At 64.4% G+C, this 21,633-nt stretch carries 20 protein-coding genes; 12 read left to right on the top strand and 8 right to left on the bottom strand.

Features of this window, described 5'->3' with window-relative positions:
• Nucleotides 1–2 precede the first annotated feature (2 nt).
• From PY254_RS01260 to fabG, 3 genes are read left to right on the top strand one after another with little or no spacing between them, the layout of a single operon-like run.
• A complete protein-coding gene (locus tag PY254_RS01260) occupies nt 3–2,372 on the top strand; it encodes an MMPL family transporter (protein WP_281013675.1) in 2,370 nt (789 codons plus the stop codon).
• Nucleotides 2,356–2,790 (top strand): hotdog family protein, encoded by a 435-nt coding sequence (locus PY254_RS01255; RefSeq protein ID WP_281013674.1) that lies wholly within the window; start codon nt 2,356–2,358, stop codon nt 2,788–2,790. The genes PY254_RS01260 and PY254_RS01255 overlap by 17 nt, the downstream gene beginning before the upstream one ends.
• 15 nt (nt 2,791–2,805) lie before the next feature.
• Nucleotides 2,806–3,543, top strand: a complete 738-nt coding sequence (fabG, locus tag PY254_RS01250; protein WP_281013673.1) for a 3-oxoacyl-ACP reductase FabG — start codon at nt 2,806–2,808, stop codon at nt 3,541–3,543.
• A gap of 20 nt (nt 3,544–3,563) precedes the next feature.
• On the opposite strand, the gene PY254_RS01245 is transcribed toward fabG, so the two are convergent.
• The 4 genes from PY254_RS01245 to PY254_RS01230 are packed head-to-tail and all read right to left on the bottom strand — an operon-like array spanning nt 3,564 to nt 7,931.
• Nucleotides 3,564–5,159, bottom strand: coding sequence for an NAD(P)/FAD-dependent oxidoreductase (locus PY254_RS01245; RefSeq protein WP_281013672.1), 1,596 nt, complete (start codon nt 5,157–5,159; stop codon nt 3,564–3,566).
• Between the two features lie 35 nt (nt 5,160–5,194).
• Nucleotides 5,195–5,953: a glycosyltransferase family 2 protein gene (locus PY254_RS01240; RefSeq protein ID WP_281013671.1), complete on the bottom strand. Its 759-nt coding sequence runs from the start codon at nt 5,951–5,953 to the stop codon at nt 5,195–5,197.
• Nucleotides 5,950–6,741, bottom strand: coding sequence for a beta-ketoacyl synthase chain length factor (locus tag PY254_RS01235; RefSeq protein WP_281013670.1), 792 nt, complete (start codon nt 6,739–6,741; stop codon nt 5,950–5,952). Before PY254_RS01235 ends, PY254_RS01240 begins: the two co-directional genes overlap by 4 nt.
• Nucleotides 6,738–7,931, bottom strand: coding sequence for a beta-ketoacyl-[acyl-carrier-protein] synthase family protein (locus PY254_RS01230; RefSeq protein WP_281015126.1), 1,194 nt, complete (start codon nt 7,929–7,931; stop codon nt 6,738–6,740). The genes PY254_RS01235 and PY254_RS01230 overlap by 4 nt, the downstream gene beginning before the upstream one ends.
• A 165-nt stretch (nt 7,932–8,096) precedes the next feature.
• Here PY254_RS01230 and PY254_RS01225 point away from each other — a divergent pair, with 165 nt between their 5' ends.
• Together PY254_RS01225 and hemF are read left to right on the top strand one after the other, a co-directional pair.
• A complete protein-coding gene (locus PY254_RS01225; protein ID WP_281013669.1) occupies nt 8,097–8,774 on the top strand; it encodes a YdcF family protein in 678 nt (225 codons plus the stop codon).
• 107 nt (nt 8,775–8,881) lie between these two features.
• Nucleotides 8,882–9,787, top strand: coding sequence for an oxygen-dependent coproporphyrinogen oxidase (gene hemF / locus PY254_RS01220; RefSeq protein ID WP_281013668.1), 906 nt, complete (start codon nt 8,882–8,884; stop codon nt 9,785–9,787).
• An 89-nt stretch (nt 9,788–9,876) separates the two neighbouring features.
• On the opposite strand, the gene PY254_RS01215 is transcribed toward hemF, so the two are convergent.
• On the bottom strand, nt 9,877–10,536 hold the full coding sequence (locus PY254_RS01215) for a DUF4097 family beta strand repeat-containing protein (protein WP_281013667.1): 660 nt from the start codon (nt 10,534–10,536) through the stop codon (nt 9,877–9,879).
• Nucleotides 10,537–10,679: 143 nt separating this feature from the next.
• Here PY254_RS01215 and gpmA point away from each other — a divergent pair, with 143 nt between their 5' ends.
• From gpmA to PY254_RS01195, 4 genes are all read left to right on the top strand, one after another.
• Entirely contained in the window at nt 10,680–11,423 is a 744-nt protein-coding gene (gene gpmA / locus PY254_RS01210; RefSeq protein ID WP_345781821.1) for a 2,3-diphosphoglycerate-dependent phosphoglycerate mutase, read from the top strand.
• Between the two features lie 4 nt (nt 11,424–11,427).
• Nucleotides 11,428–11,832: a cupin domain-containing protein gene (locus PY254_RS01205; RefSeq protein WP_281013666.1), complete on the top strand. Its 405-nt coding sequence runs from the start codon at nt 11,428–11,430 to the stop codon at nt 11,830–11,832.
• Nucleotides 11,833–11,900: 68 nt separating this feature from the next.
• On the top strand, nt 11,901–12,452 hold the full coding sequence (locus tag PY254_RS01200) for a CcdC protein domain-containing protein (RefSeq protein ID WP_281013665.1): 552 nt from the start codon (nt 11,901–11,903) through the stop codon (nt 12,450–12,452).
• A gap of 34 nt (nt 12,453–12,486) precedes the next feature.
• Complete coding sequence (locus PY254_RS01195) at nt 12,487–13,059, top strand: DUF7010 family protein (RefSeq protein ID WP_281013664.1); 573 nt, start codon at nt 12,487–12,489, stop codon at nt 13,057–13,059.
• A gap of 20 nt (nt 13,060–13,079) precedes the next feature.
• Here PY254_RS01195 and zapE read toward each other — a convergent pair whose 3' ends face one another.
• Together zapE and PY254_RS01185 are read right to left on the bottom strand one after the other, a co-directional pair.
• Nucleotides 13,080–14,201: a cell division protein ZapE gene (zapE, locus tag PY254_RS01190; protein ID WP_281013663.1), complete on the bottom strand. Its 1,122-nt coding sequence runs from the start codon at nt 14,199–14,201 to the stop codon at nt 13,080–13,082.
• Between the two features lie 35 nt (nt 14,202–14,236).
• Nucleotides 14,237–14,926, bottom strand: coding sequence for an alpha/beta hydrolase (locus PY254_RS01185; protein ID WP_281013662.1), 690 nt, complete (start codon nt 14,924–14,926; stop codon nt 14,237–14,239).
• Nucleotides 14,927–14,974: 48 nt separating this feature from the next.
• Here PY254_RS01185 and PY254_RS01180 point away from each other — a divergent pair, with 48 nt between their 5' ends.
• On the top strand, nt 14,975–15,568 hold the full coding sequence (locus PY254_RS01180; RefSeq protein WP_281013661.1) for an acyl carrier protein phosphodiesterase: 594 nt from the start codon (nt 14,975–14,977) through the stop codon (nt 15,566–15,568).
• Nucleotides 15,569–15,822: 254 nt separating this feature from the next.
• Here PY254_RS01180 and PY254_RS01175 read toward each other — a convergent pair whose 3' ends face one another.
• Complete coding sequence (locus PY254_RS01175) at nt 15,823–16,344, bottom strand: c-type cytochrome (RefSeq protein ID WP_281015124.1); 522 nt, start codon at nt 16,342–16,344, stop codon at nt 15,823–15,825.
• A 477-nt stretch (nt 16,345–16,821) separates the two neighbouring features.
• Here PY254_RS01175 and PY254_RS01170 point away from each other — a divergent pair, with 477 nt between their 5' ends.
• Together PY254_RS01170 and PY254_RS01165 are read left to right on the top strand one after the other, a co-directional pair.
• A complete protein-coding gene (locus tag PY254_RS01170; RefSeq protein ID WP_281013660.1) occupies nt 16,822–18,075 on the top strand; it encodes an efflux RND transporter periplasmic adaptor subunit in 1,254 nt (417 codons plus the stop codon).
• A gap of 93 nt (nt 18,076–18,168) precedes the next feature.
• Nucleotides 18,169–21,408, top strand: coding sequence for an efflux RND transporter permease subunit (locus PY254_RS01165; protein WP_281013659.1), 3,240 nt, complete (start codon nt 18,169–18,171; stop codon nt 21,406–21,408).
• Nucleotides 21,409–21,633: the final 225 nt, after the last annotated feature.

Genomic DNA, 21,633 nt, shown 5'->3' with positions numbered 1-21,633 from the left:
GCATGGGTCGGGGCGCCCGCGCGACCTTGCTGGTCCTCTGGTTGCTGGCGCTGGCCGGACTGGGCTGGATGGTCGCGCAGCGGCTGAAGATCAGTACCGATTTGCGCAGCTTCATGCCGGCGCCGACGACGCCGGATCAGCGCCTGCTGATGGAGCAGGTGGGCGAAGGTCCCGGCTCGCGCCTGTTGCTGCTATCGATCAGCCGCTCCTGCGCATCCTGCGCTCGTGGTGCTGGGCCATCCATGGCCGGCGGTGGTGCGTCCGATGAAAAGTTGGCCGCGCTGAGTCAGGGGCTTGCCGGCGCGCTCAAGAAAGACCCGCGCTACAGCCAGGTGATCAACGGCAGCTTCGATCTGGGCGCGCTTGATCCAAGCTTGTTGCCGTACCGCTTCCTGCTGTCGCCGACGCTGGATACGCAGCCGCTGGACGAAGCGTATCTTGCCGATCAGTTGCAGCAGCGGCTGGATGACTTGTCCTCGCCGGCCGCCAGCTTGCTGAAAGGATTGTTGCCACGCGACCCCACGCTGGAGGTGCTCAAGCTGGCCCAGTTATGGGCGCCGGCAAAGTCGCCTGAAGTACGCGAAGGGGTGTGGTTCTCACCGCAGAATGAAGCGCTGCTGCTGGTGCAAACCGTCGCCGCCGGGTTCGACCCCGGTGCGCAGGAACAATCCATCGATGGCATTCGCAAGGCATTCGCCGCACTGCCGGACAGTGCGTCCGCGAAACTGGAACTGAGCGGCCCGGGCTATTTCAGTGTGGTGGTCGGCGCGCAGACGCGGCATCAGGCGGACTGGATCGGGCGTATTTCCACCGTGGGTTTCATCGCGTTGCTGCTGCTCGCGTATCGCAGTTTCAGTTCGCTGCTGCTGGGTGCGCTGCCGATCGCCAGCGCGGCGCTGGCCGGCATTGCCGTGCTGACCCTGGCGTTCCCTGAAGTGCATGGCATCACCCTGGCGTTCGGTTTCACCTTGCTCGGGGTGGCGCAGGAGTACCCGATACGCGTGCTCAGCCACCGGCGTGCTGGCGAGGACGCGGTGCAAAGCGTGCGTGACCTGTGGCCGCTGTTGCTGACCGCGATCGCTTCGGCCTGCATCGCCTATCTAGCGTTCTACGCCTCCGGCGTGAACGGCTTGAAGCAGCTGGCGGTGTTCACCATTGTCGGCTTGCTGGTTGCCGGTTTCAGCACGCGCTATCTGCTGCCGCATTTGCTGCCGCGTCGGGTGCGTGACGTGGCTGACATGGCGTGGCTGGTAAGGGCGCGGCATTTTGTGGATCACCTGCCGCGACCGCGCTGGATTCCGTTGCTGGTTGCCGTGGCGATTGTGGCGATGCTCGGTCTGGCGCGCGGTTCGTTCTGGCAGAACAACCTCGCCGCACTGACACCGCTGCCGCTGGACTTGTTGCAGCACGACGCTCGCTTGCGGCAGGCGCTGGGCGCTCCCGACGTACGCTACCTGCTGGTATTGCAGGCACCCACCGAGCAGGGCGTGCTGACCTTGTCGGAGCAACTGCAGCCGCAAGTCGATGCACTGGTGGCGAAGCATGCGGTCGATGCGCTGGAACTGCCTTCGCGTTACCTGCCGAGCGTGGCCGTGCAACGCGCGCGGCAACAGAAACTGCCTGATCACACGACCCTTCAACACGCACTGGACGAAGCCTTGCAGGGGCTGCCGTTCCGCGCCGAGTTGTTTCAACCGTTTGTCGCTGACGTGGAGACCGCGCGCCAGCTAGCGCCACTGACGCCTCAACGGTATGCACAGACGCCACTGGGCCAGCGCCTCGCCGCGATGCTGATGCAGCGCGACGGCCACTGGCTGGGTCTGGGCACGGTCAGCGGCGTGCATGACGTGGCCGCACTGCAGGCGTTGGGCAAAGACAGCCACGGCAGCGTGCGCCTGCTGGATCTGAAGGCTGCTTCCGAATCACTGGTGGTGGATTACCGCACGCGCATCTTGCAGGCATTGCTGGCGGCTAGTTTGCTGCTGGTGCTGACGATTACGTTCGCCCTGCGCAGCGTGCGACGCGCGTGGCATGTGCTGGCGCCGATGACGCTGGCCACGTTTCTGGTGCTGGCAGTCGAGCGAATGATGGGGATCGAGATTTCGCTGTTCCATCTGGTGGCGCTGATTCTTGCCGGCGGCCTTGGCCTGCATTACGCGTTGTTCTTCGAACGCGATACCGGCGACCCGGCTGAGCAGCGGCGCACCTTGCACGCCACCATCGTCTGCGTGCTGTCCGCCCTGCTGGTGTTCGGCATGCTGGCATGGGCGACGATTCCCGTGTTGCGCGCAATTGGCCTTACCGTGAGTCTGGGCGTGGCCTTCCATTTTTGTCTGTCGATCCTGATGGCTCCCCATGTTGCCGAAGACTGACTGGGCGTCGCTGATTCCCCACGCGGGCACGATGTGTCTGCTGGACGCGGTATGCGCATGGGACGAGCGCCACATTCACGCACAAAGTGCGGGGCATGCGCGCGCCGACAATCCGTTGCGCGGCGAGCATGGACTGCATGCGGTGCACATGGCTGAATACGGCGCGCAGGCGATGGCGGTTCATGGCGCCCTGCTGGCGCGCTCGCGTGGCGACGAACAAGTGCGGCCGGGCATGCTGGTCAGCCTGCGCGACGTGCAGTTGTTCGCCGAATACGTGGATCAGCTGGAAGGCGCGATCGACGTGCACGGCGAATGCCTTTATGCCGATGACGGCGGGGCGCAATATGCGTTTATCGTCGAGCATCGCGGGCAGTTGTTGGCCCGTGGTCGCGCCGCGGTCATCCATCCGGCGCGTTGATCAGGAGCGAGTGCCATGGCAGAAACCATCAAACATCGTCGCGCGCTGGTTACCGGTGGCAGCGGCGAACTCGGTGGCGCGATCTGCCATGCGCTGGCAGCGGCCGGCTGGCAGGTTATCGTGCACGGCCATCACAGCCTGACCCGCGCCGAGGAAATTGCCGCCGCCATCAATGCAGCAGGTGGCAGCGCGCAGGCGCTGGCGTTCAACGTCACCGATGCGGAAGTAACCCGTGCCGCGCTGGACACGCTGCTGACCGAAGGCCCGATCCACGCCGTGATCAACAATGCCGGCATCCACGACGATGCACCGATGGCTGGCATGAGCGACGAGCAGTGGCATCGCGTGATCAACGTCTCACTGCATGGTTTCTTTCACGTTACCCAGCCGCTGCTGTTGCCGATGTCGCGGCAACGTTTCGGTCGCATCGTGTCGATCAGTTCGGTGGCGGCACAGCTGGGCAATCGTGGGCAGACCAATTACGCGGCAGCGAAAGCGGCCTTGCATGGCGCCAGCAAGTCGCTGGCACGCGAGATGGCCTCACGCGGCATCACGGTCAACGTGGTCGCGCCGGGGGTCATCGAAAGCCGCATGGCCGAGGCGGCTTTTCCGCCCGAGCGCATCCGCGAAGTGGTCCCGGCGCAGCGCGCCGGCAAGCCGGAAGAGGTTGCCGCTCTGGTGGCCTTTCTGTGTTCGGACGCAGCGGGCTATATCAACGGCCAGGTCATCGGCGTCAACGGCGGCATGGGCTGACCGCGTTTTGCCGACGGTGCTCAGGCCGCTTCGAACAATACCGGTCGTTGTTGCGCGTGGCTGAGGTCGTTCATTTCGTCGCGTAGTGAATCGTTGCCATCGGCAGCAGCGCGTTCAACGATGGTCGCGGCCAAACCTTGCAGCAACGCCACGTTTTCACGCAGACGCGTACGCACGCCGGCATCGTCCAGGCTGTCGTGCAGGGTTGCGTTCATCGCCGCAAACCACGGCAAGTCGCCCTGGTCGAGCATCGCGCGCGGATTGCTTCCGGCGGAGCAGGCGTGCCAGCGGCCGAAGAACGCCTGCATGCGTTCGTTGAGCAGGCGCGCACCATCCAGCTCGGCGCCGAGTTCGGCGAACAGCGCCGCGTCGGTCAGTCGCTGCTGGAACACCAACTGGCACAGCACGCCCCAGTAATAGGTGTAATCCCAGATCACCTTTATCGGCAGCACCTCGGCGTTGCCGAGCAAGGGATATTGATTTCGGTAGAGCGCCAGCGTGCTCTCGTAGAACGAGAAGAACAGGCGCTCGTACAGGCGCACGTAAGGTGCCAGCGGTTTGCCTGCGCGATCGTGCCGGATCAGTTCGGTGATGTAGGTGTTGCTGATTGCGATGAAGTCGCTGCCGGGCGAATAGAACGGATCGAGAAAGGCGCCAGCCTCGCCGGTGAGCGCCCAGCGATCGGCGCTGAACATGCGGCTGCAGCTGTAGGAGTAATCACGGAAGAAGGCGAAGTCGAGCAGCTTGTCCTGCCGCTGAGCCACCTCGCGCGCAAGCGCGGGCTGGTGTTGGGTCAGCCACGTCTGGGCACGTTCGAAAGTGTTCATCGATTCCAGCGTATGCATCGCCGCATCGGCGACGATACCGACCGAGTGGGCGCCGGAAGCCAGCGGAATCAACCAGGTCCAGTAGCCCGGGCCGCACAAGTGATTGGTCGAACGCCAGCGTTCGGCGGGTGTGCAGCGGCCCTGCCACTCGGCGTCGTCGCACCAGCCGTCAATGCTGATCCGGTCATCCAGCCGAAACCACACGGCGTTGGCGTGATGGCCGTTGTCGCGAGTGAGTTCCAGCTTGCGCCGGATCAGTCCGGCGCGACCGGAGGCATCCAGCAACCAACGTGCGTCGAGCACGTGCTCGCTGCCATCGGCTACGCTGAAGTGCACGCGGTGCAGATTGCCCTGGCTGCCCAAGGTGAACTTGGTCACGCGCACGCTGTCGCGGAACACAATGCCGCGTCGGCGCGCCTCCTCACCAAGAAAATTTTCGAAGATGCCGCGATCGATCTGATAGCTCGGCGTGGGCAATACCTTGCGCACGCCCAGTTCGGTCACAGCGGCCAGATCCTCGCGGCCGTCGCAGAAGAAAAAGCGGAAGCCGAACTTGCGGATGTGCGCACTTTCCAGATGCCCGCGCAGGCCCAGCGTGTGTCCGAAATAGTGCGCGCCAATTTCCACGGTGGACTCGCCCACCTTGTGCGCGGACGCGGTCACCGGGTGCGGCTTGCGCTCCAGCACCATGATGTCCATGTCGGGGAACTCGCCGCGCAGTTGCAGCGCCAGGCACAGCCCGGCGAGACCGCCGCCGAGAATGACCACTTCATGTTGCATGTCGCGCATCGAACGGGTGCTCCGTCAGGCGTGGCTCGATCGCGTCAGCGCGTCGAACTGCCTTCGAACAGGGTAGGCGCTTTGCGCGAACGACGATAGCTCGCCACGATGTTGCCGTAGTGGACCACGCGGCCAATCGTGTACGTGGTGATGCGGGTGACGTCGTGCACGGGCTTCAGGTGACTGGGACGAAAACTGCCGTGGTAGCGCGAGGCAATCGGCACCGAAACCACGCCGAGCTTCTTCTCGCGCGAGGCGGCGATCAGAATGGCGGCTTCGAATACAAAATTTTCTGCCGGCAGGTCGACCAGTTCCAGTGCGGCACGCGGGTACCAGCGCTGGCCGCTCTGGGTGTCGGCAACGGGTTGCGCGCAGGCCCATGAAATACCCCAGTCGGCGACCGCGTTCGCGCGCCGCCGCCCCTTCGGTTGCTGGTCTTTGTCGAGCAGACGCGCGCCAATCACGATGTGTCGGGGATACTGCGCCGCCGCTGCCACGATGCGTGGAATGTCCTCGGCCAGGTGCTGGCCGTCGCCGTCCATGGTGAGTACGGCGTCGTAACCGAGTTTCATCGCCTCGCGAAAACCATGGCGCAATGCTTCGCCTTTGCCGCAGCGGCGTTCGTGGCTCAGCAGGGTTACCGGCAGCGTGGCCACGATCTCTGCGGTGCGATCATCGGAGCCGTCGTCGATCACGATGACGGGTGCGCCAAGCGCCAGCACCGATTCGACCACGGAATGGATTGCGGCCTCTTCGTTGAGGCAGGGAATCAACACGCACCAGCGTGGAATGGCGGTGTTCAAATGACCGGCTCCATGTCGATCTGCAACCCAAGCTGGGCGGCTGCGTCAAGTTGGCAGCTTCCCGCGCCTTGCGCCAGCAATGCCAGCAACGGCAAGGCGGCAGCGGAGGGGTTGGCTTCGCACCAGTCCGCCAACGGTTGGCCGAGTGTGCTGCAGGGGCGCGTACTGGTCAGGGTCAAACGCAGACGGGCGATGCTGCGGCCGCTTTGCTGCGGACTCAGCAGCAACGCGCAGCCGAAGGTTTGGGCACAGCCGGTGACTTCGAGCAGCGGGCCGGTGCCGGTGAAATCGCTGCACACCAGCAGCACGGGACGCTGCTCGGCACAGGCTTGACTGGCGGCTTCAAGCAGGCCGGCGCCAAAGCTGGCGCGTTGCGCGGCAATCGCCGTGGATGGCGCGTGGCAACCGGTGGCGATGGTCCAGTAACCCACGGCAGCGTTGTGCACCGAGTTGTGGAAGCGGATCGGTGACAACTCTGTCGGTGCGCTCGCCAGCGTGGCGCACATGTAATCGGTGATCGCCTGATCGCCATGCGAGGAAGCAAACACGCAGGCCACGCTGGCGGCGTCCTGACCGCTCATGGCGATGGCCTGACCGGCCACTTCCACCGCCAGCAGCACGCTTTCCGGCGCGCGGCGGCGTTCGTTGGCCGGCAGCGTGGCGGCAGCCGGTCGGCGCGCTGGTGGTTCGGGAGACTGGCCCTCGAGCACGCTGCGCAAGCTGGCAAAATCAGCCAGCTGCGGCGACCACACACCGACACCGTCGACAAAAACCTGCAACGCGCTCACGCGACGAACCCCGCACGGGCGAAGGCGAGGCAGGCATTGTTGCCGCCGAAGCCGAACGAATTGCTGAGCGCCACGTCCACCCGCTGATGCTCGTTCTGCCAGCTGAATTGCGCGCCGCAGAGTGGGTCCGGGGTGTCGCCGCCAAGGTTGCCGGGGATTAGTCCGTGTTCGATCGCCTGCATCGCCATGGTCGCCTCGATGATGCCGGCCGCACCGAGCGTGTGGCCGGTATAGCCCTTGGTCGAGCTGGCGCGGGTGCGTGCCGGAAACGCGCGGGTTACCAGGGCGGCCTCGACTTCGTCGTTCTTCTGGCTGGCCGTGCCATGCAGGTTGATGTAGTCCACCTGGCCGGCATCCAGCCCGGCACGTGCCAGCGCATCGTTCAGCGCCAGCTCGGCACCCAAGCCTTGCGGATGCGGCGTCGACATGTGATGCGCGTCGCTGGCTTCGCCGTAGCCAAGCAACTGCAGCGCGTCGGGTGCCGCCTCGGCGCGTTCGAGCAGGGCGAAGCCGGCGGCCTCGCCGATCGAGATGCCGTTGCGCGCCGCATCGAACGGTCGGCACGGTTCGTCCGAAATCAGTTCCAGTGCGTTGAAGCCGAACAGCACGCTGTCGCACAGGCTATCCACGCCGCCGACCACCGCGGCATCAACCAGCCCAAGCCGGATCAGCCGCTCGGCGTTGGCAAACACTTTTGCACTGGACGAGCAGGCAGTGGAAACCGTCAGGCACGGACCTTCCAGCTGCAGTGCAGCGGCGACGAAGGCGGTCAATGAATGGGGCGCGTGCAGTGGCGCATACAGTCGGTCGTCGCTGAAGCCACCGTCCGCATCGAGCGCACGGTAGGCCTCTTCGGTCGCACCGATGCTGGCGGTGGACGTACCCAGCAGCAGTGCCACGCGATTGGCGCCGTAGCGTGCGCGTGCCGCTTCCACCCGCTGCAGGAAGCCGTCCTGATTCAGGCCCAGCCACGCCAGCCGGTTATTGCGGCAATCCCAGTCTTGCAGGTCGGCCGGCAGTTGCACCGCCTCCACGCCGTCCACGCGGCCGATCCAGCAGGCCAGCGGCACGCTGCTGATGTCGTTCGGGCGCAGTCCGCTGCGCGCGCTTTGCAACGCGGTGAGCTGGGCGGTCAGGCCGTTTCCCAGCGCCGAGGTGGCGGTGTGGGCGGTGATCGCCAGAGGGGTCATCTTGATGGGCATTGCGAAAGCCTAACGGTGGCCCGGCGGAATGCCTAGCCTGTAAGTCGACAAGCGGAAAGAGTGCGGGGGCGCACATGAAGGTGTTGCGAACAGGTCGCGACCGCTAAGCTGCGTGCTTGACCGAGTCCCCCGTCCTTTCCGATGAACCGTTCGATGACGGCAAAACCATGGCGCTACCTGCGCGATCGCGACGTACAGGTCGCGGCCGCCGTGACCGTGCTGGTGCTGCTGCTGAGTGCGGGACTGGTCTGGCTGGGTTATGTGATTCACGTCTGGCGTATTGCGGCGCGCAGCCCGCTGGTGCCATCGCGGCGAATGATCGTGCTGGTGTTTGGTCGCCACCTCGTGCGCGATGCGCCGGGGCCGGACTATCAGCAGCGCCTCGCGCGCGCGCTGGCACTGGTCGAACAAGGCCATGCCAATCACCTGCTGTTGCTCGGCGGTCGCAGCGGTGGACAGCAAAGCGAAGCGGCGGCCGGTGCGCAGTGGTTGCGCCAGCAGGGCCTGCGTGGCGAGGTGCAGCTGGAGTTGGAGCAGGACTCGGTGGATTCTCTGGAAAACCTGCGGCATGCCCGTCAGTTGCTGCAGGCTGACGCCAGCCTGCCACCGGTGGTACTGCTGACCAGTCGCTATCATCTCGCGCGCTGCTGCATGCTGGCGCGAAGGCTGGGGTTTGAGGGTCTGCCGATCGCTGCCGAGCCGACACTGCCGCTGCGCCCACGCTATCTCGCCCGCTTGCTGACCGAGGCCAGCTACCTGATGTGGCTTGATCTTGGCTTGCGCTGGGCTGCACTCGTCGGCAATACGCGGATGACGGCGAGGATCAGCTGATGCGCCGCCGCTACCCTGATGCAGCGCAGGCTTCCGCGGCACCGCGTCGCAGCGCTGGCGGCGGGCGCACTTGCTAAGCTGGCCACCTTTCCGCGATGAGTCCCGTGATGAGCAGCCAGCAAGCCGACCGTGCCGAAACCTTCCTGCGTGAACTGCAGGAACGCATCTGCAGTGCAATCGAAAAGGTCGATGGCAGTGCGCGTTTCGAGGAGGACGCGTGGACCCGTGCGGAAGGCGGCGGCGGGCGCACCCGCGTGCTGCGCGATGGCGCGGTGTTCGAGCAGGCGGGAGTGAATTTTTCGCGCGTATCCGGTCATCAATTGCCGCCCAGCGCCACCGCGCACCGACCGGAACTGGTCGGTGGCAGCTTCATCGCCACTGGCGTGTCGCTGGTGCTGCATCCGAAGAACCCGCATGTGCCAACCACGCACGCCAACGTGCGCTACTTCGAAGCGAGCAAGCCGGGCGTGGAGTCGGTGTGGTGGTTTGGTGGCGGTTTCGATCTCACCCCGTTCTATCCGCATGACGAGGACGTGCGGCACTGGCATACGGTGGCGCGCGACTTGTGCGAGCCCTACGGTGCGGACGTCTATCCGCGCTACAAGCAGTGGTGCGACGAGTATTTCTATCTGAAGCACCGCGATGAGACTCGGGGCGTCGGGGGATTGTTTTACGACGATCTGAACGAAGGCGGCTTCGAGCGTTGCTTCGACTTCACCAAGGACGTGGGTCAGGGTTTCCTCGACGCTTATCTGCCGATCGCGGAACGTCGCAAGGGCATGACCTACGGCGAACGCGAGCGCGAATTCCAGCTGTACCGGCGCGGTCGCTACGTGGAATTCAACCTGGTCTACGATCGCGGCACGTTGTTCGGCCTGCAGTCCGGTGGTCGCACCGAATCCATTCTGATGAGCCTGCCGCCCCGGGTCCGCTTTGAATATGCGTACGCGCCTGACGCAGACTCTGCCGAAGCGAAGCTGGCTGATTACCTGAAGCCGCGCGACTGGCTGTAGAGAGGAAACATGAGTGGGGAGGAGTGAGAAACGAGTGAGCCCACCGCAGCCACTCTCGTTTCTCACTCCTCCCCACTCGTTCCTGCCTTCTACGGCGTCGCGCCGCTGAACTTCACCGGCGTGGCGCCTTTTGCCGGGCCGATCTGCGCGCTGTCGCTGACTTTCAGCACCACCTCGCGCTTGAACTCCAGCGTGCCCTGCACGACGGCGTGCGGGCCGATCACCACCACTGGCATGCGCTGGTTGCCGCCGAACCAGCTGTGGCTCTTGTCGACCAGGATGCCGCCTTCCACGCGCGAGTTCGCGCCGACGGTGATGTCGCCGGCAACCGTGCCGATGCCGCCGCCGACGTGGGCGCCGTCGAGCACGATGCCGCCGTTGACGTTCTCGACCCGGCCGCCAACATCGGCGTTCGGGTCGAGATGGATCGCGCCGTTGACTGCATCGACCTTGCCGCTGACGCGGCTGCCGTTGCCCAGGCTGATCGAGCCGTTGACGGTGCCCAGTTCAGTGGCTTGCGCCTTCGCACCCAACTCGACCGCGCCGTTGACCGTACTGGCTTCCTTCACGGTGGCGTTGTCGCCGACGTAGACCGCGCCGTTGACGGTGCTGACGTCGCCAGCCTGTTGGCCGGCTTCCACCCGCACCGCGCCGTTGACCTTGTCGATGTCATTGTCATGTGCGGCAGCCAGCAGGGGCAGGCTGGCACTCAGGGCGGCAAACATCAGAAGGGTGGGGAAGCGACGCATGGCAATCTCCTTGAAGGGGTTAGTGAGCTTGAGATGCAGCCCGCGGCCAAACGGTTTGCCATGACCTGTGGCAGGGGGCGCATTTGACGCTGTCGGAGCGTGGCTTCACCATTCGCCGTTCATTCCACCTTCCGGGCATTCCCATGCACAAGCTCGTCCTGATCCGCCACGGCCAATCGCAGTGGAACCTCGACAACCGTTTCAGTGGCTGGGCCGATGTCGACCTCACCGAACAAGGCGTGGCCGAAGCGTGCGAAGCCGGCCGCCTGCTGCAGGCTGATGGTTTCAGTTTCGACGTGGCGCATACCTCGGTGCTCAAGCGCGCGGTGCGCACGCTATGGGGCGTGCAGGATGCGATGGAGTTGATGTGGTTGCCGGTGGTCACCGACTGGCGCCTCAACGAGCGCCACTACGGCGCGTTGACCGGCCTCAACAAGGCCGAAACTGCGCTGAAGTACGGCGAGGACCAGGTCAAGATATGGCGTCGCAGCTACGACATTCCGCCGCCGCCGCTGGATCGTGCCGCGAACGAATCGGTGAGCGATCCGCGCTACGCCACACTCGCTCCGAGCGACATCCCCGATACCGAGTGCCTGAAGGATACGGTGGTGCGGGTGCAGCGCTACTGGAATGAAGTATTGGCGCCGGCGATTCGTGCTGGCCAGCGCGTGGTGGTGGTGGCACACGGCAATTCGCTGCGCGCGCTGGTGAAGTATCTCGATGGCATTTCCGATGAAGCCATCGTCGAGCTGAACATCCCCAATGGCGTGCCTTTGGTTTATGAGTTCGACGACGAACTGAAGCCGCTGCGCCACTACTACCTCGGCGACGCCGAGGCGATCGCCGCGAAGATGGCGGCGGTGGCGAATCAGGGCAAGGCGAAGTAGTCCCATGCCACCGGCCGTTTCGCCGAAGGCAGCCGCCGCCGCGTTGAGCGAATACTGGTCGCCGCGCGTCGTTGGCGAATTGGACGATAGCTATCTGAAGGTGGCCAAGGTGCTTGGCACTTTCGGCTGGCACAGTCATGAGGACGAGGATGAGTTGTTCCTGATCCTCGATGGCCACCTGCGCATCGAGCTGGAAACCGGTGCGGTGGAGCTGGATCAGGGCGAGCTGTTCGTGGTGCCCAAGGGTGTTCGTCACAATCCGGTGGCCGCCGCCGAATGCCTGATCCTGCTGATCGAACGCAAATCGACCTTGCATACCGGCAACCAGATCACCGACCGCACGCGCTCGATTGCGCAACAGCTCGGTGCGGGCTTAAGCGCACGCCCACACACCACACCGGATGGATGACATTCGTCAGTCGTCATAGGCCCGGTCGCTGGACTAAGCTGCCTGCGAACCTTGTCAACGGAATGCTCATGCCTGCCCATCTCACCAGCTATCTGATCATGCTGCCGCTGCTGGCCTTGATCATCTGGAAGCGCGTCAGCCGCCAGTTCGGCCGCCAGCCGATCCGGCGCAAGCGGATGATCGCGCGCATCGTGATGTTTGTACTCATCGGTTGCCTGCTGGCACTCAGTGGCCTGCACAAGCTGGCGCTGGCTGAAGGCTTGCTGGGCGGCATCATGATCGGCAGCGCGATCGGTCTGGTGGGTTTGCGCCTGACCCGGTTCGAGGTTGATTCGGTCAAGGGCGATTGCTACGTGCCCAATCCGTGGGTCGGTGCGCTGCTTACCGCCTTGCTGCTTGGTCGACTGGGCTGGCGGCTGATGGTGCTGTTGCCACAGATCCAGGGCGCTTCGGCAGGCGCTGCCTACGCCGGGCCGATGGGTTATGCCTCCAGCCCGTTGACGATGCTGGTGATCGGCTTGCTGGTGGGTTACTACATCGTCTACTACAGCGGCGTGCTGGTTCATCACCGTCGCTTCTTGAGTGCGCAGTCTGCAGGAACGACAGCCCGCTTCGAATGAAGCCCTTCAGCTTGATCGCTTCGGTGGAGTCGGCATGAGTCGGAATGTAGAAGGTTTGACGCGTTCGCTGGACCAGCAGCGCGAGGAATTCGCGCGGCGGCGATTGCTGGCGATGCCACTGGCAGGGTGTGTCGCGTGGCTGGTTGCCGGCGTGGCTGGCGCCTGTCTTTCACCGCTGTATGCCGTGTGGGCGCTGTTCATCGCCACCGGCTGCATTGCCTATCTCGGCATATTTCTGTCTCGCTTCACCGGCGAGAATTTTCTCGACAAGTCGCGGCCTAAGAATGCGTTCGATTCGCTGTTCATGCTGACCGTGCTGATGTCGGTGCTGGTGTATGCGATCGCCCTGCCGTTCTTCCTGCGCGACTACAGCTCGCTGCCATTGAGCGTGGGCATACTGACCGGACTGATGTGGTTGCCGGTGTCATGGATCATTCGCCACTGGATCGGCATCGCGCATGCCGTGGGCCGCACGGTGCTGGTGCTGGCAGCGTGGTATCTGTTCCCGACCCAGCGCTTCGTGGTGATTCCGGCGGTGATCGTGGTGATCTATGTATTCACGATCATGGTGCTGGAGTCGCGCTGGCGCGCCATACATTCCAGCTGATTCCGCCCTGTGTGGGCGGCTTATTCCGGCAGGTGCGCGAGCGCCAGATATTCTTCACTCTGCATCTCGATCAGGCGTGACTCAGTGCGGCCGAATTCGGCACGCAGGCGCTCGCCGTCGTACAGCTCGGTGATCGGTGCGGCGGCGGACAGTACCAGTTTCACGTGGCGGTCGTAGAACTCGTCGACCAATTGCACGAAGCGCTTCGCCGCGTCTTCGCTGTAGACGGTGAATTGCGGCACGTTGGAAATCAGGATCGTCGGCCCGGCCTTGGCCAGCGCGATGTAGTCGGCGACTGCGCGCGGGCCTTCGCATAGCGCAGTGAATTCGAACCACAGCACGCCGTCGGCGCGCTTGTGGAACGGGATGTCGCGGTTGTTGATGTGCAACTGGCCATCCAGCTCGACATCGCCGCTAGCCTGGCCGGCGAAAATCTTTTCCAGTGCGCGGTGTGCCTCAGCGCCTGGAGGCGTCAGGTAAACCGACGCCTGGGTCAGTGCGCGCAGTCGCCAGTCGCGCGACGAGGCCATCTCCACCACGTGGCATTGCTGCTCGATCAGCGCGATCGCGGGCAGGAAGCGCGCGCGCTGCAAGCCGTCCTTGTACAAATTGGCCGGCGCGGTGTTGGACGTGGTGACCAGGGTGACGCCGCGCGCGAACAGCGCGTCGAGCAGGTTGGCCAGGATCATCGCGTCGCCGATGTCGTTGACCAAAAACTCATCCAGGCACAGCACGCGGCAGCGCGCGGCGATGCCGGCGGCAACCTCGATCAGCGGACTCTGCCGTTCGCCCAGCTCGCGCAAGCTGTCGTGGACTTCGCCCATGAAGCGATGGAAATGCCGGCGCAGTACCACGCCGTGCGGCAGGCTGGCGGCGAACAGATCCATCAGGAAGGTTTTGCCGCGACCGACCGTGCCCCACAGGTACAGGCCGGGCACGGCAACCGGTGGGTCATCATTGCCCAGCAGGGATTTCAGTCGACCGAACAGGCCGCCTTCGCTGGCTGGCGCAGCGCACAGCGCCGCGTGCATGCGGTCGAACTCGGGCAGCAACGCCAGCTGCGTCGGGTCGGACTCCCAGCGATGCGCGGCAACGCCTTCGAGGTAACGCGCGCTGGGCGCGAGCGAGGGGTTTGCACTCATGGAACAGGCAGTCGTGAGGTAGGTGAGAGCAGGCGTCAGGCCTGCCGCAGCGGCGGCAGCCAGCCGAGCACGGCATGCTTGATCGCGCCGCGCAGGTCCATCAATCGGCGATGGAAGAAGTGGCTGGTGTCGGGCATGCGGATCAGTTCGGGCTGGTGTTCCAGCGTGTCGATCCAGTCGAACACCGCCTGTGGTTCGACCACTTCGTCGGCCTCACCCTGAATCACCAGCCAAGGACAAGTTGGCAGCGAGGTCGGCTCGAACTCCCGCCGACCGACCGGTGGGGCAATGCTGATCAGCGCATCGGCATGCAGGCGCAGCGCATTGTTGATGGTGACGTAGCTGCCGAACGAGAAGCCGGTCAGCCACAACGCATCGTGCGGGCGCATCTTGCGCACCCACGCGACCACCGCGGCGAGGTCTGCGCTTTCGCCCACGCCCTTGTCGAATTCGCCGGCCGAGTTGCCGGCGCCACGGAAGTTGAAACGCACGGTGTCCAGTCCGGATTCGCGCAGCGCGCGTTCGGCCATGACCACGACCTTGTTGTGCATGCTGCCGCCTTCCACCGTCAGCGGATGGCACAGCACCACCACGCCACGGCGCGCGCTGCTCGGCTCGGCAACGTCACTGAGCGCTTCCAGCTTGCCGACCGGGCCGTCGAGCATGAAACTGGCCGGCATATCGGGAAAGCTGGCCGGTGCGGCGGGGAGTTCGGTGGGATTCATGGCTAGGATGATAACCGCCGAGCGCATCGGTTGCTGCGGAAGCCGCGGGTGAACCATCTGGCGCACACCCTGCTGGCCGGTGATGACGAGGAACTGCAACTGGGCGGCATGCTCGGCGACTTCGTCCACGGGCAGCCGGATCAGACCTTGTATTCGCCGCGGGTGATTGCCGGCATCCGCCTGCATCGGGCGATTGACGTTTATACCGACGCCCATCTCGACGTGTTGGCAGCCAAGGCGTTGTTGCCCGTGCCCTATCGCCGTTATGCCGGCATTTTGCTCGACATGTGGTTTGACCATTGCCTGGCGCGTGAGTTTTCGCGCTGGAGCGGGCGGTCGCTGTTGCCGTATTCCGACGCGTTGCGTGCCTTGCTATGGCGGCGGGATGCCTTGCTGACGCCCGCTTTGCGGCGGTTCCGGAGCTACATGGACGGCCACGGCCTGCCAGCGTGCTATGCCGATCGCGCGGTGCTGGGTCAGGCACTGGCCGGGATCGGGCAGCGCCTGAGCCGGGCCAATCCGCTGGATTCGGCGTTGCCGGTGCTCGTGGAGCATGAGCTGGAGCTGCAGCGCTGCTTTGAGGTGTTTTTTCCGGAGTTGCGGGCGTTCGCGCGCCAGTGGATTGAGGCGCGTGGGGGGTGAGGGTTCAATTCGCCTTCTTCTCCAGCCTTGCTCCCCCCTGCAAGGCAGGGGAGGGCTGGGGTGGGGTGCTTTTTGATCTTCCCTGCAGCTTGTAATCCCATCCCAACCTGCACTCGGGCCATCCATGGCCCTCACCCCTCGGGCGGCTGACGGGCAGTCCTGCCGATTTGTCCCCTGCTTGTGCAGAGGAAGGGGCAAACGAAAACGCCGCCCAGAGGGCGGCGTTTGACGACAGATCGTTGGGTCAGGCGAAATTATTTCGCCTGGTCGGCAATCCAGTGCACGGCATTGGTGACCTGTTCGTCGGTGAGCGCCGGGTTGCCACCTTTCGCCGGCATGTAGTTGCCGTCGGGGCCGTGATAACCCTCGATGGCGTGCTTGACCAGCACGTCGATGCCCTGCGCCAGGCGCGGGCCCCAGGCTGCCTTGTCGCCCACTTTCGGTGCGCCGGCTACACCGGCGGTGTGGCAGCTGGTGCACAGGTGATCGAAGATTTCCTTGCCGTCGGTGGTGCCGCCGTAGGCGACCTGCGAGGCCGCTGCCTTGGTGGCAGCATCGGCGGCAGCCTGCATGGCAGCGCGGCCGGTATTGCCCGCATACACCGCGCCAGCAGGAGCAATCCGCGCGGCCACCTGGGCCGGCTGGTTTGGATTGGTTTCCTGCGGCTCGTGTTCGTGGATGGCGAGCGCCCCCAGGACCAGAACCACGGTCAACACGGCCAGGCCGCTGATCATGATCGAAAACTGGCGCAGGACGCTCTGGTCCGACTTGCTCATGGAACCGCTCACGCACGTACTCCTGTCAGTGGGCGGCGGAACGCCACGATGGCTGCCCCGACCTGCCTCGATTGCCTGTTGCTGTCGCAGCAACGGGTGACACGCCCGACCAGGGTGTGTGCCGTCAGTTTGCGACGCGGATCAAGCTTGCCTCCGGCCCGGATGCGGGTCGGACAGGCAACCAGTGGGGGATTATAAACGAAGCGTGCGGCAAGTTTCAGGCCTGCGTGACGGCGGCTTGCGGTAATCTGTCGAAGTGGGCGGCTCAAAGGCCGGCGCACGCACGAAAATGGCCGTTACCCTGCCATCGGTCATGGCCCAACCATGTCAACCGGCATTGTCCAATATTGTTGGACTGCCCCTATGCTTTCACCTCGGGAGTCGCCGTCGGCGTTGTCCGACGGCGTCACCGCGCCACCCATGCATGCCACGCTGCTGCGCGCCACAGGGCCGCACCGTTCAGTTCAGGAGTTTTACATGTCGCGTTTTTGGAAAATCGCGTTGGTCGTCCTCGCCGTGGTTGTGGTGGCGGCGCTGGGTTTCCGCCTGCTGCACAAGCCGGCGCCGGCCGGTTCCGCCGCGTCGGGCCAGAGTGCCAGCAAGGCTCGTGGTGGCAAAGACGGCAAGGACGAGACCCCGCCAGTGCCGGTTACCGTGGTGCCGGTGGTCAAGCAGAACGTGCCGGTCTACCTGACAGCGCTGGGCACCGTGCAGGCACTCAACACGGTCACCGTGAGTCCGCAGGTGACCGGCCAGTTGCTCAGCCTGGATTTCAGCGAAGGCCAGCCGGTCAAGAAGGGCCAGTTGCTCGCGCAGATCGATCCGCGCACTTATCAGGCCACCTATGACCAGGCCGTGGCGCGCCAGCGTCAGGATCAGGCGATGCTGGACACTGCGAAGAGCAACCTCCAGCGCAGTCAGGATCTGGCCAACAAGGGCTATATCTCCAAGCAGGATCTGGACACCTTGCGCAACACCTCTGCCCAATACCAGGCCGCGGTGTCGGCCGATGCGGCGAGCGTGCGTGATGCCCAGGTGCAGCTGAACTACACCAAGGTGATTTCGCCGATCGATGGCCTGGCCGGTATTCGTGGCGTGGACCCGGGCAACGTGGTGACTGCCAGCAGCACGATTGTCACACTGACCCAGCTGCATCCGATCAATGTGATGTTCACCCTGCCCGAGCAGAACCTCGACCTCGTGCGCAAGGCCGCTTCGCAGGATGGCGCGGCGCTGCAGGTCACCGCGCTGGATCGCACCGACGCCCATCCGATCGCCTCGGGTGGTGTGCTCAAGGTGATCGACAACCAGATCGATACCAGCACCGGCACCTTCCGCCTGAAGTCGGAGTTCCCGAACGCCAAGAACGAGTTGTGGCCCGGCCAGTTCGTCAACGTGCAACTGCTGGTCAGCACGGTGGATGGCGGTCTGGTGATTCCGGCGCAAGCGGTGCAGCGCGGTCCGGATGGCGACTATGTTTATCAGGTGCAGGGCGACAGCACGGTCAAGATGCAGGCCATCGTGGTGGCCGGTGAAGTGGGCGACAGCCACGTGATGATCGGCAGTGGACTGAAGGTTGGCGACAGCGTGGTCACTGAAGGCCAGTTCCGCCTGAAGCCGGGCAGCAAGGTCAATGCGCTGAAGCCGGGCGAAGTGCCGGCCGTGCCAACGGCCAGCGAAGTGGACAAGGCCAAGAAGAACAACACCGGTGGTGGTCGCCGCCGCGGCTGACCTGGGCCGGCCGGCGATGCCGGGAGCGCTTCACGGCGCTCCCGCCACGGCCACGATCGCGACTGAAACCGCATTTAGACGTTACGGATAGCCATGGGATTTTCGACCCTCTTCATTCGCCGGCCGATCGCCACCTCGCTGTTGATGGTGGCGGTGCTGCTGCTCGGTATCCTGGGCTATCGCCAGTTGCCGGTATCCGCCTTGCCGGAAATCGAGGCGCCAAGCCTGGTGGTGAGCACGCAGTACCCGGGTGCCAGCGCCAACACCATGGCGTCGCTGATCACCACGCCGCTGGAGCGCAACCTCGGGCAGATTTCCGGCCTGACCATGATGAGTTCCGACTCATCGGCCGGACTGTCCACGATCATCCTGCAGTTCTCGATGGATCGGGATGTGGATATCGCCGCGCAGGATGTGCAGGCGGCGATCAATCAGGCCAAGGGCACCTTGCCCGGCAACTTGCCGTACCCGCCGGTGTACAACCGGGTCAATCCGGCAGACGCGCCGATTCTCACCCTCAAGCTCACCTCCGACAGCCGCCAGCTGCGCGACGTGAATGATCTGGCCGACTCGATCATTGCGCAGAAGCTGTCGCAGGTGCAGGGCGTGGGCCTGGTCTCGATTGCCGGCAACGTGCGCCCTGCGGTGCGCGTGCAGGTGAACCCGGCGCAGCTGTCGAACCTCGGCCTGACCATGGAAGACGTGCGCAGCGCGTTGACCCAGGCCAACGTCAATGCGCCCAAGGGCACCTTGAACGGCAAGACGCAAAGCTACTCGATCGGCACCAACGACCAGTTGAGTGACGCGGCCGAATACAAGAACACCATCATCAGCTACAAGAACAACTCGCCGGTGCGGCTGTCCGACGTGGCCAAGGTGGTCGACGGTGTCGAGAACGACCAGCTCGCCGCGTGGGCGAACGGCCAGCCGGCGGTGTTGCTGGACGTGCGCCGCCAACCCGGCGCCAACATCGTGCAGACGGTGGAACAGATCCGCAACGTGCTGCCGGAATTGCGCAGCGCGCTGCCGGCCGACGTGCACCTGGACGTGTTCGCCGACCGCACGGTAACCATCCGCGCTTCGGTGCATGACGTGGAGTTCACCCTGATCCTCACCGTGTTCCTGGTGATCGGTGTGATCTTCGTGTTCCTGCGCCGGCTGTGGGCCACCATCATTCCGGCCACGGCGGTGCCGCTGTCGCTGCTCGGCACGTTCGGCGTGATGTCGTTCACCGGCATGTCGCTGGACAATCTGTCGCTGATGGCGCTGACCGTGGCCACCGGCTTCGTGGTCGACGATGCGATCGTGATGATCGAGAACATCGTGCGCTACATCGAGCAGGGCAAGGACGGCAAGGAGGCGGCTGAAATCGGCGCGAAGGAAATCGGCTTCACCGTGTTGTCGCTGACCGTGTCGCTGGTGGCGGTATTCCTGCCGCTGCTGCTGATGCCGGGCGTCACCGGTCGCCTGTTTCATGAGTTCGCGTGGGTGCTGACGATCTCGGTGACCATCTCGATGCTGGTGTCGCTGACGCTGACGCCGATGATGTGCGCCTACCTGCTCAAGCCCGACCAGTTGCCTGAAGGTGACGACGCGCACGAGCGTCATGCCGCTGCCGGTCAGCGTACGGTGTGGTCGCGCATTGTGGTCATGTACGAACGCTCGCTGGATCTGGTGCTCGATCACCAGCGCCTGACCATGCTGGTGGCAGGCGCGGCCGTGGTGCTCACCGTATTCCTTTACGTGGTGATTCCAAAAGGCCTGTTGCCCGAGCAGGACACCGGCCTGATCACCGGCGTGGTGCAGGCCGACGACAACATTGCCTTCCCGCAGATGGAAGAACGCACCAAGGCCGTGGCCGAGGCCTTGCGCAAGGACCCGGCGGTCGTCGGTGTGGCGGCCTTCATCGGTGCCGGCACGATCAACCCAACGCTCAATCAAGGCCAGCTCAGCATCGTGCTGAAGGAGCGCGGTGATCGCGATGGTCTGGACAAGTTGCTGCCGCGTCTGCAGCAGGCGGTGGCCGGTATCCCGGGTGTGGCCCTGTATCTGAAACCGGTGCAGGACGTCACCTTGGACAGCCGCATCTCCGCCACCGAATACCAGTACTCGCTGTCTGATGTGAACTCGGTCGAGCTGTCCGGCTATGCCGCCAAAATGACCGAAGCCATGCGGCAGCGACCGGAGCTGACCGACGTTGACAACAACCTCGCCGACAACGGCAATGCGCTGAAGCTGACCATCGACCGCGAGAAGGCCAGCCGCCTGGGCGTGCCGGTGCAGAGCATCGACGACACCTTGTACGACGCCTTCGGTCAGCGCCAGATTTCCACCATCTTCACCCAGCTGAACCAGTACCGCGTGGTGCTGGAAGTGGCGCCGGAATTCCGCAACAGCGATGACCTGTTGAACAAGCTGACCGTGCGCGGCAATGGTAGTGGTGCACTTACCGGCAGCAACGCAACCAGCTTTGGCCAGGTCAAGTCGAGCAACTCGGCAACGCCCTCGGGTATTGGCAATGCCGGCAACGTGGGCTTCCAGCTGGGCGGTGGCGGCAATATTCCGCTGTCCTCGCTGGCCACCGCCGAGGTGACCAGTGCACCGCTGGTGGTCAGTCATCAGCAGCAGCTCCCGGCGGTGACCCTGGCGTTCAACGTGGCACCGGGCTATTCGTTGTCCGACGCGGTGTCGGCCATCCATGCGGTCGAGACGCAGCTGAACTTCCCGCCGCAAGTGCGTGGCGAGTTTGTCGGCAAGGCCGCGGAGTTTGCTTCTTCCCTCGGTGACGAAGTGTTGTTGCTGCTGGCGGCCATCGTGGTGATCTACATCGTGCTGGGCGTGCTTTACGAGAGCTACATCCATCCGCTGACGATCATCTCCACGCTGCCGCCGGCGGGTGTGGGTGCGCTGTTGGCACTGATCCTGTGCGGCATGAGCCTGTCGGTGGATGGCATCGTCGGCATCGTGCTGCTGATCGGCATCGTCAAGAAAAACGCCATCATGATGATCGACTTCGCGATCGAGGCACGGCGTACCGGGCTGAACGCCCGCGATGCGATTCATCGCGCCTGCCTGCTGCGTTTCCGCCCGATCATGATGACCACCGCGGCGGCGATGCTCGGAGCGTTGCCGCTGGCCCTGGGCACCGGCATCGGTTCGGAACTGCGGCGTCCATTGGGCGTGTCCATCGTCGGCGGCCTGTTGTTGTCGCAACTGGTGACGCTGTACACGACGCCGGTGATCTATCTCTATATGGAGCGCTTCTCCGACTGGCTCGCAGCACGTCGCGAGCAGCGCGCACTGATGCATCACCAGGCCAGTCGCACGGCGTGACTCGGGTTGTTCAACCGCACTGCCCCCGCGGCGATTCAGCGGGGAGCAGCCAGTTTTCACGGGAGCGCGCCGCGAGGCACGCTCCCGTTGCCGTGCCGCAGGATCGGCCAACGCCGGGTGCGTCACTGAACTCGTTCGATCAACCCTTTTCCGATTCAAACGTTGAGAGTGGGATGGTGCCTTCACGACCTCTCAGTCACGCTGCTGCAAACTCCCTGGTCCTGC

This window comes from Rhodanobacter sp. AS-Z3 (assembly GCF_029224025.1).
Classification (GTDB): Bacteria; Pseudomonadota; Gammaproteobacteria; order Xanthomonadales; family Rhodanobacteraceae; genus Rhodanobacter.
The sequence above is the reverse complement of the archived record's forward strand: the minus strand, read 5'-3'. Positions and strand labels throughout refer to the sequence as shown.

Bases quoted from the DNA above. Each gene is read 5' to 3' on its own strand.
- PY254_RS01245 (WP_281013672.1), bottom strand. From the start codon at position 5,159: ATGCGCGACATGCAACATGAAGTGGTCATTCTCGGCGGCGGTCTCGCC.
- PY254_RS01255 (WP_281013674.1), top strand. From the start codon at position 2,356: ATGTTGCCGAAGACTGACTGGGCGTCGCTGATTCCCCACGCGGGCACG.
- PY254_RS01215 (WP_281013667.1), bottom strand. From the start codon at position 10,536: ATGCGTCGCTTCCCCACCCTTCTGATGTTTGCCGCCCTGAGTGCCAGC.
- PY254_RS01230 (WP_281015126.1), bottom strand. From the start codon at position 7,931: ATGACCCCTCTGGCGATCACCGCCCACACCGCCACCTCGGCGCTGGGA.
- PY254_RS01175 (WP_281015124.1), bottom strand. From the start codon at position 16,344: ATGAGCAAGTCGGACCAGAGCGTCCTGCGCCAGTTTTCGATCATGATC.
- PY254_RS01165 (WP_281013659.1), top strand. From the start codon at position 18,169: ATGGGATTTTCGACCCTCTTCATTCGCCGGCCGATCGCCACCTCGCTG.
- PY254_RS01205 (WP_281013666.1), top strand. From the start codon at position 11,428: ATGCCACCGGCCGTTTCGCCGAAGGCAGCCGCCGCCGCGTTGAGCGAA.
- PY254_RS01225 (WP_281013669.1), top strand. From the start codon at position 8,097: ATGACGGCAAAACCATGGCGCTACCTGCGCGATCGCGACGTACAGGTC.
- fabG (WP_281013673.1), top strand. From the start codon at position 2,806: ATGGCAGAAACCATCAAACATCGTCGCGCGCTGGTTACCGGTGGCAGC.
- gpmA (WP_345781821.1), top strand. From the start codon at position 10,680: ATGCACAAGCTCGTCCTGATCCGCCACGGCCAATCGCAGTGGAACCTC.
- zapE (WP_281013663.1), bottom strand. From the start codon at position 14,201: ATGAGTGCAAACCCCTCGCTCGCGCCCAGCGCGCGTTACCTCGAAGGC.
- PY254_RS01260 (WP_281013675.1), top strand. From the start codon at position 3: ATGGGTCGGGGCGCCCGCGCGACCTTGCTGGTCCTCTGGTTGCTGGCG.
- PY254_RS01185 (WP_281013662.1), bottom strand. From the start codon at position 14,926: ATGAATCCCACCGAACTCCCCGCCGCACCGGCCAGCTTTCCCGATATG.
- PY254_RS01170 (WP_281013660.1), top strand. From the start codon at position 16,822: ATGTCGCGTTTTTGGAAAATCGCGTTGGTCGTCCTCGCCGTGGTTGTG.
- PY254_RS01200 (WP_281013665.1), top strand. From the start codon at position 11,901: ATGCCTGCCCATCTCACCAGCTATCTGATCATGCTGCCGCTGCTGGCC.
- hemF (WP_281013668.1), top strand. From the start codon at position 8,882: ATGAGCAGCCAGCAAGCCGACCGTGCCGAAACCTTCCTGCGTGAACTG.
- PY254_RS01195 (WP_281013664.1), top strand. From the start codon at position 12,487: ATGAGTCGGAATGTAGAAGGTTTGACGCGTTCGCTGGACCAGCAGCGC.